Source organism: Bacillus sp. FS02 (assembly GCF_024398395.1).
GTDB classification, from domain to species: domain Bacteria; phylum Bacillota; class Bacilli; order Bacillales; family Bacillaceae; genus Bacillus; species Bacillus altitudinis.
In genome coordinates, this window is the sequence record NZ_CP074101.1 from 2,109,397 (window position 1) to 2,123,386 (window position 13,990).

Annotated in this window: 14 protein-coding genes; 12 read left to right on the forward strand and 2 right to left on the reverse strand. The window is 41.7% G+C overall.

What is annotated here, in order from left to right; all coding sequences use genetic code 11:
• Positions 1–15 precede the first annotated feature (15 nt).
• From aspA to KFQ09_RS10700, 5 genes are all read left to right on the forward strand, one after another.
• On the forward strand, positions 16–1,437 hold the full coding sequence (gene aspA, locus KFQ09_RS10680) for an aspartate ammonia-lyase (RefSeq protein ID WP_025208223.1): 1,422 nt from the start codon (positions 16–18) through the stop codon (positions 1,435–1,437).
• Positions 1,438–1,580: 143 nt separating this feature from the next.
• Positions 1,581–2,987 carry a Na+/H+ antiporter NhaC gene (nhaC, locus tag KFQ09_RS10685; RefSeq protein ID WP_017358666.1) on the forward strand — a complete coding sequence of 469 codons (1,407 nt, stop codon included), beginning with the start codon at positions 1,581–1,583 and terminating at the stop codon, positions 2,985–2,987.
• A gap of 295 nt (positions 2,988–3,282) precedes the next feature.
• Positions 3,283–3,708: a YwqH-like family protein gene (locus tag KFQ09_RS10690; RefSeq protein ID WP_017358667.1), complete on the forward strand. Its 426-nt coding sequence runs from the start codon at positions 3,283–3,285 to the stop codon at positions 3,706–3,708.
• Positions 3,709–3,745: 37 nt separating this feature from the next.
• Complete coding sequence (locus KFQ09_RS10695; protein ID WP_008345634.1) at positions 3,746–4,012, forward strand: YwqI/YxiC family protein; 267 nt, start codon at positions 3,746–3,748, stop codon at positions 4,010–4,012.
• A gap of 284 nt (positions 4,013–4,296) precedes the next feature.
• Positions 4,297–4,722: a YwqH-like family protein gene (locus tag KFQ09_RS10700; RefSeq protein WP_007497950.1), complete on the forward strand. Its 426-nt coding sequence runs from the start codon at positions 4,297–4,299 to the stop codon at positions 4,720–4,722.
• A gap of 47 nt (positions 4,723–4,769) precedes the next feature.
• On the opposite strand, the gene KFQ09_RS10705 is transcribed toward KFQ09_RS10700, so the two are convergent.
• The gene (locus KFQ09_RS10705; RefSeq protein ID WP_017358669.1) at positions 4,770–4,967 is read right to left on the reverse strand and encodes a hypothetical protein; all 198 of its coding nucleotides are present in this window, start codon (positions 4,965–4,967) and stop codon (positions 4,770–4,772) included.
• Between the two features lie 137 nt (positions 4,968–5,104).
• On the opposite strand from KFQ09_RS10705, the gene KFQ09_RS10710 reads away from it, so the two are divergent.
• The 7 genes from KFQ09_RS10710 (at position 5,105) to KFQ09_RS10740 (ending at position 12,578) form a co-directional block, all read left to right on the forward strand.
• Positions 5,105–7,063 carry a BglG family transcription antiterminator gene (locus KFQ09_RS10710; RefSeq protein WP_035389950.1) on the forward strand — a complete coding sequence of 653 codons (1,959 nt, stop codon included), beginning with the start codon at positions 5,105–5,107 and terminating at the stop codon, positions 7,061–7,063.
• An 89-nt stretch (positions 7,064–7,152) separates the two neighbouring features.
• Entirely contained in the window at positions 7,153–8,463 is a 1,311-nt protein-coding gene (locus tag KFQ09_RS10715; protein WP_024719533.1) for a PTS sugar transporter subunit IIC, read from the forward strand.
• A gap of 15 nt (positions 8,464–8,478) precedes the next feature.
• Positions 8,479–9,543: a mannonate dehydratase gene (gene uxuA / locus KFQ09_RS10720; protein ID WP_255835663.1), complete on the forward strand. Its 1,065-nt coding sequence runs from the start codon at positions 8,479–8,481 to the stop codon at positions 9,541–9,543.
• Positions 9,540–10,973, forward strand: a complete 1,434-nt coding sequence (locus KFQ09_RS10725; RefSeq protein ID WP_255835664.1) for a glycoside hydrolase family 1 protein — start codon at positions 9,540–9,542, stop codon at positions 10,971–10,973. Before uxuA ends, KFQ09_RS10725 begins: the two co-directional genes overlap by 4 nt.
• Before the next feature lie 12 nt (positions 10,974–10,985).
• On the forward strand, positions 10,986–11,309 hold the full coding sequence (locus KFQ09_RS10730; RefSeq protein WP_008345616.1) for a PTS sugar transporter subunit IIB: 324 nt from the start codon (positions 10,986–10,988) through the stop codon (positions 11,307–11,309).
• A 19-nt stretch (positions 11,310–11,328) separates the two neighbouring features.
• Entirely contained in the window at positions 11,329–11,658 is a 330-nt protein-coding gene (locus KFQ09_RS10735) for a PTS sugar transporter subunit IIA (RefSeq protein WP_035389946.1), read from the forward strand.
• Between the two features lie 65 nt (positions 11,659–11,723).
• Complete coding sequence (locus tag KFQ09_RS10740; protein ID WP_255835666.1) at positions 11,724–12,578, forward strand: polysaccharide deacetylase family protein; 855 nt, start codon at positions 11,724–11,726, stop codon at positions 12,576–12,578.
• Between the two features lie 965 nt (positions 12,579–13,543).
• Here KFQ09_RS10740 and fosM read toward each other — a convergent pair.
• Entirely contained in the window at positions 13,544–13,966 is a 423-nt protein-coding gene (gene fosM / locus KFQ09_RS10745) for a FosM family fosfomycin resistance protein (protein ID WP_041091552.1), read from the reverse strand.
• Positions 13,967–13,990: the final 24 nt, after the last annotated feature.

The window sequence follows — 13,990 nt, forward strand, 5'->3', positions numbered from 1 at the left end:
AGCAGGTCATACGAGATGGTTCAAGCAACTTATCGTTACGAGAAGGATTTTCTAGGTGAAAAAGAAATTCCCGCAGACGTGTATTATGGTGTTCAAACGCTTCGTGCAAAAGAGAATTTTCCGATTACAGGATATCGCATGCATGAGGAACTCATTCGAGCATTTGCCATTGTCAAAAAAGCAGCAGCTCAAGCCAACATGGAAGTCGGACGTTTATATGAAGGAATTGGAAATGCGATCGTTCAAGCTTCAGATGAAGTCATTGAAGGCAAATTCCATGAATATTTCATCGTAGACCCGATTCAAGGCGGCGCAGGAACGTCTATGAATATGAATGCCAATGAGGTCATTGGAAACAGAGCCCTCGAGATCATGGGACATCAAAAGGGCGAATACATTCATTTAAGTCCAAACACACATGTGAACATGTCACAATCGACAAATGATTCGTTCCCAACGGCGATCCATATTGCAGTGCTCAAGCAGTTAGACATTTTACTTGAGACGATGCAGGCCATGCATGACGTATTTCGAAAGAAAGCAAAAGAATTCGATCATGTGATCAAAATGGGGCGTACTCATTTACAAGATGCTGTTCCGATCCGTTTAGGACAAGAGTTTGAAGCATACAGCCGTGTGCTCAGTCGTGATATTAAACGAATCAACCAATCAAAACAGCATTTATATGAAGTGAATATGGGTGCGACCGCTGTTGGAACAGGCCTCAATGCAGATCCTCGCTACATCGAAATCGTAGTGAAAAAGCTTGCTGATATTTCTGGACTGCCATTAGTAGGCGCAGAGCACCTCGTCGATGCGACGCAAAATACAGATGCATACACAGAAGTATCTGCTGCCTTAAAAGTATGCATGATGAACATGTCTAAAATTGCGAATGACCTTCGCTTAATGGCATCTGGCCCACGTGCAGGTCTTGCTGAGATTGCATTGCCAGCCCGTCAGCCGGGATCATCCATTATGCCTGGAAAAGTCAATCCAGTCATGGCAGAGCTCATTAACCAAATCGCATTCCAGGTCATTGGGAACGACCACACCATCTGTCTTGCTTCTGAAGCAGGCCAGCTTGAGTTAAATGTGATGGAGCCTGTTCTGGTCTTTAACTTGCTTCAATCTATTAGTATAATGAATAACGGATTCCGCTCATTCACAGATCACTGTTTAGCGGACATCGAAGCAAATGAAAAACGTTTGAAAGAATATGTCGAAAAAAGTGCAGGTGTCATTACAGCGGTAAACCCTCACTTAGGCTATGAAGCTGCGGCTAGAATCGCAAGGGAAGCCATTTTAACAGGACAATCGATCAGAGATCTTTGCCTGCAAAATGATGTGTTAACAGAAGAAGAACTTGATATTATTTTGAATCCTTACGAGATGACAAAGCCTGGCATTGCGGGTGCAGAGCTCCTAGAGCGATGATAATATCAAAAATTTTATTTTATTAATATGTTGAATTGCCTGTGAAAAAGAGAAAAACAGGCAATTCACTTTCTTTCGAATTGACACACTTTTTTCACAATATTTTGAAAACGCTTAACGCACGCACAAAGGGAGGAAACAAAATGAAAACACCACGTCTACCGTCTATTTTAGAAGTCGTGTCTGTACTTGGCTTATTTTTAGCAATTGTTTTATCATTCACTCTTTACTTCAAATTAGATATTCAGCTAGCATTGTTCATCTCATGGTTTATGGTTATTGCATTAGGAATTCGTTTAGGGCATTCGTACAAAGACCTTCAAAATGCGATTACAAAAGGGATATCAAATGGATTAGAGGCTGTTTTAATCTTAATTGCAGTAGGTGCACTTGTTGGTACATGGATTGCTGGCGGTGTTGTACCCACGTTAATTTATTACGGACTGGAATTTATTCATCCTAATATCTTCTTATTAGCTACATTGATTATCTGTTCTATTATGTCTGTTGCTACTGGTACGTCTTGGGGTACAGTTGGAACAGCAGGTATTGCGATGATTGCGATTGGTGAAGGATTGGGTATCCCATTACCGATCGTAGCTGGGGCTGTTTTATCTGGCGCTTATTTTGGTGATAAATTATCTCCTCTATCTGATAGTACTGTGCTCGCTTCCTCTCTTTCAAAAGTGGACGTGCTGGCGCATGTAAGAGCCATGATGGTTTTATCCATACCGGCCTTTGTTATTACGGCTATTATGTTTACAATTACTGGATTTATGTATGGTGGAAGAAATATTGATCAAGATAAAGTAGAGTTTTTGAAACAAGCATTGCAGGATACATTCACGATTAATATTTGGATGATCATTCCGGCAGTCATTGTTGTCCTATTACTTGTATTGAAAAAACCGTCAATGCCTGTTATCGCAATTGGTGCACTGCTTGGGGCAGTCTGGGCGATGGCATTCCAAGGAATGAACCCAGCTGATGCGCTTGGTACAGCTTATAACGGCTTCTCTATTAATTCAGATGTAGATTTCTTAAATACACTGTTGAACCGTGGCGGTATTGTCAATATGTTAGGATCTCTAGTGGTCATTATTCTTGGACTTGGTTTTGGTGGAGTTCTTGAATACTTAGGCGTGTTAAAAGTGATCGTCGCAACATTCGAGAAAAAATTGCACAATGCAGGAAATGTGACACTGTCTACACTTGTAGTAGCATTCTTTGCGAATATCTTTGGTTGTGCAATGTATGTCTCATTAATTCTTACACCAAAAATCATGGAAAAAAGCTATGACAAATTAAAATTAGACAGACGTGTGTTATCTAGAAACTCTGAGGTTGGTGGAACACTTACGTCTGGTATGGTTCCATGGTCAGATAACGGAATTTACATGGCAGGGATTCTAGGCGTCTCGACATTCTCTTATTTACCATTTATGTGGCTGAGCTTTGTTGCCATTGGTCTTGCCATCATCTACGGATATACAGGGAAATTCATTTGGTACGTGAAAAATCAACAAGACTCAGAAGAATCGGCATCATAAGCCACTGCAAAAGCCGCCCCTCCCCCGGGCGGCTTTTGTTTGTCCTAGGACCGTAAGACTATGTGTGTTTCCAGAAGGGTGGTTGTGTATTTTGACCCCCTATAAAAGAGGGCTTAAGGTGTGGTGTGAAGCAGATTGAAAGCATATTTATACCATAAAAAGGGCACAAATCCCTATTCAAACATGAGTCTTTGAACCTTATAATAACAATATTGGAAAAAGTGCGATTCACCATTACGCTCGTTTAGAGGGACTCTAAGCAGCGTTTTTATTTTTGACAGGAGGAGGAACCCATATGAGCTTATCGGATATGCTGTCTGCCCTTAACGGTGGCATTTCAAATAAAAAGGCAGAGATCGAAGAGAAAATTGCTCGACTCAAAAAGGCAAAAAGTAAGATTGAACGTGAACAAGATGCCGCAGAAACAGACCTAAAACAAATCAAGCAGCCAAAGCTTGGGGCCTCTTGGAAAGGGGAGCGGAGCCAAGATTTCAAATCAGAACGAAATGAAGCGCATGATGCGCTGCAAACGATCGTAAGCGATAAATATCCACGCTACGTGAGCCGAATCGAATTCAAAATCAGTACACTAGAAGCAGAGCAGGCTGCCTTATCCTTTGCCAGCTCTTTAGCTGGAGATGCCGCACGTTTGGCTGAAAAAGGAGAAGACGCAGTAGAAGACGCAAAACGCTTGATCTCAAAAGCATGGAGCAGCTTGTAAGCGAGCTTCATGCTGAACCAATCTGGAGGATATCATAATGGGACAAATTAAGTTAAACTACCAAACAGTGATGGATAAACTAGATGAAGTCTCCCAAGCAGTTGAAGCTTTAACAATGAAAAAAGCAGCAGATAAAGCTGGTGAAAACAGCCTTGAATTTGTAACCAAATGGACGGCACGTGAAGCAGAGGTGGGCGAAATGGTCTCAAGCTTTAAAGAAGCCTTAATCAAAAACGTTCAGGATACACGCTCAAATGTGAAGACGCTAAAAGAACAGGATGAAGCGATTGCGGCAAAATCATAAGCCCCAATCGTTTTATTCATAGCGTAGCTGAGTACGATGTAAAATATAGTCGTAAAGACTCATATATAATTCGGGATTTATGACCTTAGATTATTCCGTTTTTCTTCCAAACACCATGTTAAAAGGACACCTTTTCCCTATTTAAGCCTAAGGCTTTTCACCTTATACTATACTTAATGAAAGCGAACGATAGAAATGTCAGGACTGGAAAAAGCAGATGATCTGCCCGGTTTCAAAAACGCTGACGCCGTGCTTTCTTATGAGGTCTAATAGAGGTGGATGACATGAGTTTATCCGAGATGCTGCATCATCTGCATATGGGGATTGAAAACAAACGTGCAGAATTTGACGAAATGATCTCTCGGTTAAAGACAGCCAAAAGTAATATTCGAACAGAACAAGATCTTGCGCAGTCTGACATAAAGGAAATCAAGAAGCCTGCTCTAGATTCGTCATGGAAAGGTGAGAGAGGAACGGACTTTCACCGTCATCGGAAAGAAGCCTATCACGTGCTGCACGACATTGTGAACAATGAGTATGAAACCTATATTACGGAGATAGACCAAAAAATTATGCACTTTGAGTTAAAAAAAATGGAACTCGCTGTCGCTAGTAATTTTGCAGGAAGAGCCCAAGATGTGATGGAAAAAGGCGAGGATTTTGCAAAGGATGTCAAACATTTAATTGAACGGGGCTGGAAAGCTCTTTAATAAAATAAACGAAACAGCCGGCTGAACAAGCGGCTGTTTTTTTTGGTTTAGTCACATCCGCCGCTACCACCTGAATCACCACCGCAGGAGGCATCAGAAGCGTGATGTGTATACGAATCAGTATAGTTACTGGTTGTTGAACTGTGATGTGCAGAATGCTTAGAAGATGAACGCTTATCTTTTGGTGTAAACATGTGGGCGGTAATGGCGCCTAAAGAAGCTAGTATGATGATGATAACAAACATGATGTATCCCTCCTCTTGTTTCATATTCATACGTTTGAGCCATAACAAAGTTCCCGGTCGGAAAGAAAAACTGGGCAAAGAGTTCTATTTTCGTTTATGATGATAGGCAAAAGTAATTGACCAAGGGAGGGGAGTCTATGTTATCTCTACGTCAGGAGGAGCTGTTGAGGCGGTTAATGCAGGCAGAGCAGGAGCTGACAGGTGAAGAAATTGCACGCCTGATAGGCGTCACATCACGAACAGTTCGAACAGATATGAAAGCGCTTAAATCAATATTAGAAGCACATGGGGCAACACTTCATATGAAACGTGGAGCAGGGTATACATTGACTGTCGAAGATTATGGAGCATTTCGTACTTTTTTGAAAAACTCAATGAGAGAAAGAAATGAAAAAAAGAATCAAGTTATTCCAAATCAGCCTGAGGATCGTATCTCTTATTTATTGAGAAGGCTTTTGTTGTCCGAAGACTATAAGAAATTAGATGAATTGGCCGAGGAATTATTTGTGAGTGAATCTACTGTGAAAAATGACCTGAAAGCAGTCAAGCATCTATTTTCTTTACATGGACTCTCTGTTGCACACCGACCTAAATATGGACTGAGGCTGACTGGAGATGAAATGAAATTAAGGTATTGTCTAGCTGAGCATGTGTTTCAGCAGGAGCATCCGAACCCTGCCCTTTTACCTGAAGAAACGTATCAATTGATTCAAGATATGGTGCGTTCACGTACAAAGGCAAGCGGCCTTCATGTCTCAGAGATCGGTTTAAGCAACTTAGTGACACATATCGCCATTGCGTGCAAACGAATTGAAGAGAAAAAATTGGTGATGATGCCGGAAGGAGAACTCAAAGACATTCAAACACAGCCCGCTTTTCAAGTGGCGAGGCAAATGGCAGAAGATATGCGTCACGTACTCGGTATAGATTTTCCATTATCTGAAATGGCCTATATTGCGATTCATTTAATGGGTGCAAAAATGATGGCGTATGGAGAAACGGGCCACACGCTATTTCACATGCTTGATGAAGAGCATTTCCGTTTAACTCACCAACTACTTGGTTATGTCGAAGAGCACATGTCACTTGATATTCAGACAGACAAGGAATTGATTGTGGGACTAAGTCTTCACCTGAGATCAGCGATTCATCGGTTCCGATATGATATGAACATCCGTAACCCCTATTTATCAGACATAAAAAGGCATTATCCGATTGCTTTTGAAGCAGGTGTCTATATGGGAAGATGGCTGAAGGAAAAAGAGAATGTAGAGATTCATGAAGATGAAATCGGATATTTGGCGCTGCATATTGGTGCTGCCATAGAGCGGACAAAAACTCAGACTGTGAGAAAAAAATGCTTGATTGTGTGCGCAACGGGTGTCGCGAGCAGTCAGCTTCTTCTTCATAAGCTGAAGGCCGCCTTTAGCGAAAGGCTAGAGATTGCTGGAACTGCAAGTGTCAGTGACCTTTTGTCGTATGACTTGAGAAGTATCGATTTGATCATTAGTACCATACCTCTTCAGAACACATTACCTGTGCCAGTGATTGATGTACATACGATCCTCAGTGAAGACGATATGTTGAGGCTGAAACGATTTGTACAGGGGTCACAAGAAATGGGTGTCTTGCGATATATCAGTCCGAAGATGACTTTTTTTCAGCAAGATCTACAAACAAGGGAAGAGGTTCTTCAATTTTTCGTGAATGTATTGCAGGAACAAAACCGAATCCCGGATGATTTTGAACAGCTATTGCTGGAAAGAGAGGAAGTGTCACCTACGTCGTTCGGTCATTTGGTCGCGATCCCTCACCCAATCAAACCGGCAACAGATGATACGTTTTGTGCGATCTGTACGTTGAGAAAACCAGTGCTGTGGGGCGACGATCGGGTACAGGTCGTCTGTTTGTTAAGTATACAGAAGACGTATCAGAAAGAATTGCAGTCACTTTATCAATTTCTTGTGCGTTTGACAGAGCAGAAGGAAGTGGTGGAGCAAATCATCAAAGCTGCTTCATTTGAAGAACTGACGGCGGCGCTGCACGTGTTGGAACAGCCAGATGAAAAAAAAGGACACCCATTTCCGCATCTGTGAGGAAAAAGATTAGATGTTAATGAAAGCGCTTTTAAAATAACATCAATAAGGAGGATGATCACGAGTTTTTGTAAAGGGGGAGACGGATCATGAGCTTTAAAGAGAGAGCGGCCGACGTCATGGGACATGTCGCTTATCGTATTACAAATCAGAAATATATTATGGCGATCAAGCAAGCATTTGTCACATTAATGCCAATCATCATTACAGGGGCATTTGCTGTACTGGTCGCAAATATGATCATGAGCCCGGAAACGGGGCTTGCCCATTTTGAGATATTCAGGTTTTTAGCAGAGCTTCAGCCAATTATGAAGGCAATCAATTATGCCACGCTGAACTTTTTAACGATCGGGGCTGTGTTCCTTATCGGGATTGAGCTCGGGAAAATCAATGGACACAAATCATTGTTCCCAGGATTAATGGCATTGATTTCATTTATATCCGTTATTCCGACGACACTTCTTCTTGAAGTCGATGGATCAATGCGTGAGGTTGTCGATGTGCTGGCGAGGCAATTCTCCGATCCAAAAAGCTTATTTTTGGGTATGATCATTGCCATCGTCTCTGTAGAGATCTTTTGTAAGCTTACCGAGGTGAAGTGGCTGCAAATTAAGATGCCAGATTCTGTTCCATCAAATGTGGCGACGTCTTTTTCTTCACTTTTCCCATCAATTATTACGATTACAATCATTAGTTCATTCGGGTTTGCGTTTCATCGTGTGACAGGCATTTATTTGCATGAAGCGGTGTATAACGTCGTGCAGCGTCCGCTTGAAAGTGTTGTGCAGGGACTGCCTGGTATTTTAACGTTAATGTTTGTGGCTCAATTTTTCTGGGTGATCGGTATTCATGGCAACCAAATGATTAAACCGATTCGCGAGCCGCTGTTATTAGGATCAATTGCAGTGAATATGACAGCATTTCAAGAGGGCAAAGAGATTCCAAATATTATCACGATGCCATTTTGGGATGTGTATATGAGCATTGGTGGTTCGGGTGTGACGATTGGTCTGTTGATCGCCATTTTTATAGCAGGAAGAAGAGAAGAGATGCGGAGCATTGCCAAGCTTTCATCAGGACCTGGACTGTTTAACATCAATGAACCAGTTATTTTCGGATTACCTGTCATGTTGAACCCTGTGATGGCAATTCCGTTTATCGTTACACCACTCGTGACAGGTACGATTGGTTATATCGCAACCGCTACAGGTTTTGCGGGGAAAGCGGTGGTGATGGTGCCGTGGACGACACCTCCGATTGTGAATGCTTGGCTGTCTACCGCTGGCAGTATGGGGGCTGTCATCACACAGCTTATCTGTATTGTTGTCGCTGTTTTCATCTATTTACCTTTTGTTCTCTTATCCAACCGGAAGCCAGAAGCAGCACCTGATTCAGAATAGAAGGAGGGCTCATGAATGAACATGCAATTTAGATGGTATGGCAAAGAAGATCCTGTCTCCCTTTCATATATTCGGCAAATTCCCGGCATGAAAGGGATTGTCAGTGCAGTCTATGATGTGCCGGCTGGTGATCTGTGGCCGGAGGAAAGTATTGCTCATTTAAAAGCGGAAATCGAACGTCACGATCTTGCTTTTGAAGTCGTAGAAAGTCTCCCGGTCCATGAAGATATTAAGCTGGGAAAGCCTAGCCGGGATGCTTATATCGAGCATTATCAAGAAAATATCCGGAGATTAGCAAGGCATGGTGTGAAGGTCATTTGTTATAACTTCATGCCAGTCCTTGATTGGACACGAACACAGCTCGATTTCCCACTAGCTGATCAATCGACGACTCTTGTTTATTTTCAGCATCAGCTTGAACAGATGGATATAGAAAAAGATCGACTTTCCTTACCAGGGTGGGATACGTCTTATACGCAGGAAGAAATGAGAAAGTTGATGGCTGCATACAGGGCATTGGGGGAGGAAGGATTGTTTGAGAACCTAGACTATTTCTTGGGAAATATCCTTCCAGTTGCAGCGGAAGAGAACATGAACATGGCACTGCATCCAGATGACCCTCCTTGGAACATATTTGGTCTGCCCCGCATTGTCAGCTGTGAAGAACAAATAGATCGTATCCTTCAGCTCGATGAACGCTCACAGCATGGACTGACCTTTTGTTCCGGTTCCCTAGGCTGTAATGCGAAAAATGATGTTCCTTCACTTGCGAGAAAGTATGCCAAAAAAGGGCGTATACACTTTGCTCATTTACGCAATGTCAATTTGTATGAAAACGGTGATTTTGAAGAGTCGGCACACCTGTCGTCAGCAGGTAGCCTCGATATGGGAGCGATTGTGAACGCATTGTTTAAGGAAGGATTTGCTGGCTATGTCCGGCCAGATCATGGACGAATGATCTTTGGTGAGACGGGCAGACCTGGCTATGGATTATACGACCGAGCACTTGGAGCTATGTATTTACAAGGGATGTGGGAAGGACTTCAAATTCACACGAAGAAAGGTCAGGTGGCAACATGAACAAAATCGACATACCCAATGACTTTATTCTAGGTGCTGCGGCTTCTGCTTGGCAGACGGAGGGTTGGAAAGGGAAGAAACCGCATCAGGATTCGTATATAGACCTTTGGTATAAGGAGGGGTATCACGTATGGCACGAAGGATACGGACCAGCAGGAGCAACGAATTTTTACGAGCGCTATCCTGAAGATGTAGCCCTTATGAAGGAAATTGGGTTATCTCATTACCGGACATCGATCAATTGGTCGAGGTTTCTCATCGATTACGAGAATGGAATTGTAGATGAGGCCTATGCTCGTTATATTGATAATTTCATCAATGAATTACTTGAAGCGGGTGTAGAGCCGATGTTTTGCTTAGAGCATTATGAGCTTCCTGCCGTTTTGCTTGAAAAGTACGGCGGCTGGTCATCTAAACATGTTGTCGATCTGTTTGTTCTCTATGCAGAAAAGGTGTTTGAGCGCTATGGAGACCGGGTCAAACATTGGTTTACCTTTAATGAACCGATTGTTGTTCAGACTCGTGTGTATCTAGATGCTATTCGTTATCCTTTCGAGCAAAATACGAAGAAATGGATGCAGTGGAACTATCATAAAGCCTTGGCGACATCAAAAGTGGTGAAGCTTTTTCAGGAAATGGGCTTGAAGGAATCAGCCGGTGCAAAAATCGGGGTCATTCTCAATCCAGAAGTGACGTATGCGAGATCGACTGCGTCGCATGATCAAGAAGCTGCCCGCATGTATGATTTGTTTTTTAATCGCGTGTTCTTAGATCCCTCCATTAAAGGCGTGTATCCAGAAGAACTGCTTGATGTATTGAAAAAGCATGACATTCTTTTCGATGCAACGGAAGAAGAGCTTCAGATCATTAAAGATCATACAGTCGATGTGGTCGGTCTTAATTTATACTATCCGCATCGCGTTAAGGCACCTAGCAAGGCTTGGAACGAAAATACACCGTTTCATCCATCTTATTATTACGATCTATTTGATCTCCCAGGGAGAAAAATGAATCCATTCAGAGGCTGGGAAATCTATCCGAATATCGTCTATGATATGGGCATGAGAATAAAAGAAGAATACGGCAATATCGCGTGGTTTGTGGCTGAAAACGGTATGGGGGTCGAGCAGGAAGAGCGGTTTAAAAACGAAGACGGCGTCATTGATGATCAGTACCGAATTTCATTTATCAGTCAGCATTTGAAAAAAGCCCTTCAAGCGAAAAAAGAAGGTTCAAACTGCAAGGGATATATGCTGTGGGCTTTTACGGATAATGTCTCACCGATGAATGCATTCAAGAATCGCTACGGATTAGTAGAGATCCAGCTGGAGAATGAACGGAATCGTCAGATGAAAGCGTCAGGATACTGGTACAAGACATTAATCCAAACGAGGAAATTAAGGGATGAACCAGATTTTATTTATCAATAGGAGTGATGGGATATGAAGCGAATCATTCTCGCTTGTGCAGCAGGAATGTCAACGTCGATTGTGGTATCTAAAATGAAGGCAGCCGCAGAAGGAAAAGGGCTGGATTATGAAATTTATGCGATACCTGAAGGGGCCATTGCGGACGAATTAGAAGAGCATGGGGACGATGTAAAGGTCATTTTGCTAGGGCCGCAAGTTAGCTTTATGAGAAAGGCAGCAGAAAAAACAGCGGCACCTTATCATATACCTGTCGATGTGGTAAATGTAAGATTATATGGAACAGCGAATGGAGAAAAAATTCTAGAACATGCACTGAAACTAGCAAATGAATCTTGAGCAATCGGAGGAGAAGCAGATGACGGTATTAGAGGAAATGCAGGGAGCAGCCTTTCAAATCATTGCCCATGCAGGTGAGGCACGAAGCCATTATGTAGAAGCCATTCGTCTAGCAAGAGCGGATGACTTTGAAGCAGCGCAGCAGTTGATTGAAAAAGGGGAGGAAGCGTTTCGAAGCATCCATGACCTGCACTTGTCACTGATACAAAAAGAGGCGGCAGGGGAACAGCTTCCCTTTTCTTTACTGCTCATACATGCAGAAGACCAAATGCTCACAACAGAGACCATCCATCTGCTTGCCATTGAAATGATCGAAATGTGTAAAAAAATGTATACCCTGTCAAAATAGATATCAGTTATTAACCAATTTCTGTTATAATCATTCGGTAGATAAAGAGAAAGCAGGATTGGTGAATGAAAAAAACATGTATGTGGCTTGCAGTTGGTTTAGTCATGCTGCTCATTTCGGGCTGTATGGGTACGAAACAGCAAACAGAAGGAAACCAGCAAGCCATCAAAGAGGTAAAGGGTCAAGGACAAACGAAAGAAACAACAGAAACGCAGCAAATTGAAGCGGCAGAGATAGACAAACAAAACTGGATTCAGCAAAAGGAACCCGTTGCGCTTCCAATCTTGATGTATCACAGTATCTCTAGCGGTAATTCGTTACGTGTGCCAAAGAGCGAATTTGCAGCTCATATGAAATGGCTGAAAGACAACGGCTATATCACGCTGTCGCCGAAAGAGGCATATCAAGTTCTCTCGACCAATTCGACACCAAGTGAAAAGTATGTTCTTATCACATTTGACGATGGATACACGGATAACTACACAAAGGCATTTCCGATTTTAAAGGAATATGGAATGAAAGCCACGATTTTTATGATCGAGCAGTCCATCGGCCGTCCGCATCATTTAATCGATGCCCAAATGGATGATATGGTGGCGCATGGTATTTCAATAGAGAGTCACACCATTCATCATTTAGAACTCAATCGTTTAACACAGAAGCAGCAGGAAGAAGAATTAAAAGGATCGAAGGTATTCTTTGACCAGCGGTTTTCTCAACAAACGATCATGGTCAGCTATCCGGTCGGTCGCTATAACGAAGACACGCTGAAGTTGGCGAAGGAAGCAGGATATGAAATGGCTGTAACCACTGAACCAGGACATGCGAAGAAAGAACAAGGTATGATGTCCTTACACCGCCTGCGCATTTCACCGGGACTTTCACCCGAAAGCTTTGGCAGACTGATAGAGGGAAATTGATCAATATTAGATCACAGATGTTTCACATGAAACATTTTACGACACGTTTCGTGGATTAAATACGATTTGTTTGAGATAAATGTATGCAGAAAGAATCAGTTTTTATATACTGATTCTTTTTTATTTAACTAAATAAGGTCTTACAGTTGCCAATAGAAAGTAGGAGGGCTTAGAAGAAAAGTACAGGTTATTATACTTGAAAGTTATTTTGAGTGTTGTTCAGTTTATTTGATTCATTGCATAACAAAAAGCTGTATAATTTATTTGAAATAATGAAAATTCTGCATTTGAAATGAATAAGTAAGATTAAAAAATAAGCTTAACTATGGTAACAAATTGTTACTTATGGTAACATATTGTTGCACAAGTTTTTTGTTCAACTCGGACTAAGTTGAACTAGTTTTCAAACTGAAGCACGAGAGCTTCAAGGTGAATTTCTTGAACGTTCACCATACAACTGAAAAGAAATTTAATTTGGGCACTCGGCTGACTACCGTGTGCTTTTTCTATGTATAAATTTAAAATGTGAGGAATAAACTGAAATAATATGAAAAAATAAAGCAGCCCTCCAAAAAACAGAAACGAGATAGAACCAGCATTACCTTGACTAGGGGTAATGAAGGTGCCGCTTTATTTTTCATTATCATCTTAAGGGTTCATTCAGAACGTTCTCTTATCTAAAATCCATATGATGAACTGGACTAGAGTTCGGATTGAATTTAAGATAAGGAACCAAAGCTTGTACTTACAGGTACAAGCTTTTTTCTTTTTGTTTTTGCGTCTCTCAACGCGTGAACGCACAAGTTTTGTTCTCAAACTGACCCCTCCTTTCTAGGCATAAAAACACCTTTAGTATGGAAGGGGGAGGACTATCGTTTGCAACACGTTTCTATGTATATTTTACCATCTTTCCTATTTAATGACGAATAGCACCTTGTTGTTTCCTCTCTGTTTTTCTTTGCGTTTCATTCATAAAACTCCATATGTGTTTTCTCTAGTTTGTAATAATCCAATCGATCTTTCAAGGTTCCTGTATGAAATTCAAATTTATGTCCATCAGGGTCTGTGAAATAAATCGACTTCTGATCTCTTTCGTCTCTTGGCCGGCTTGGTAAGATGTTGACGTTCAAATCTTTTAGTTTGTTATACATTGGATCTACATCCTCCTCATCAATAGAAAAAGCGATGTGTGTGTAAGAGTGATGGATGTCTTGACGAGGAATGTCTTTTTCTACATTGAGGGCAAGCCACAGGCCGTTCAAATCAAAGTAAGCTGTCGTTCTGCCCTTTGTTAACAATTTGGCATTAAAGACCTTTGTGTAAAAATCAATAGATGTCTCTAAATCAGAAACAGAAAATAATAAATGGTTTATTCCTTTGATGTTCAATTTAATCACCTCAAATTCAATGAT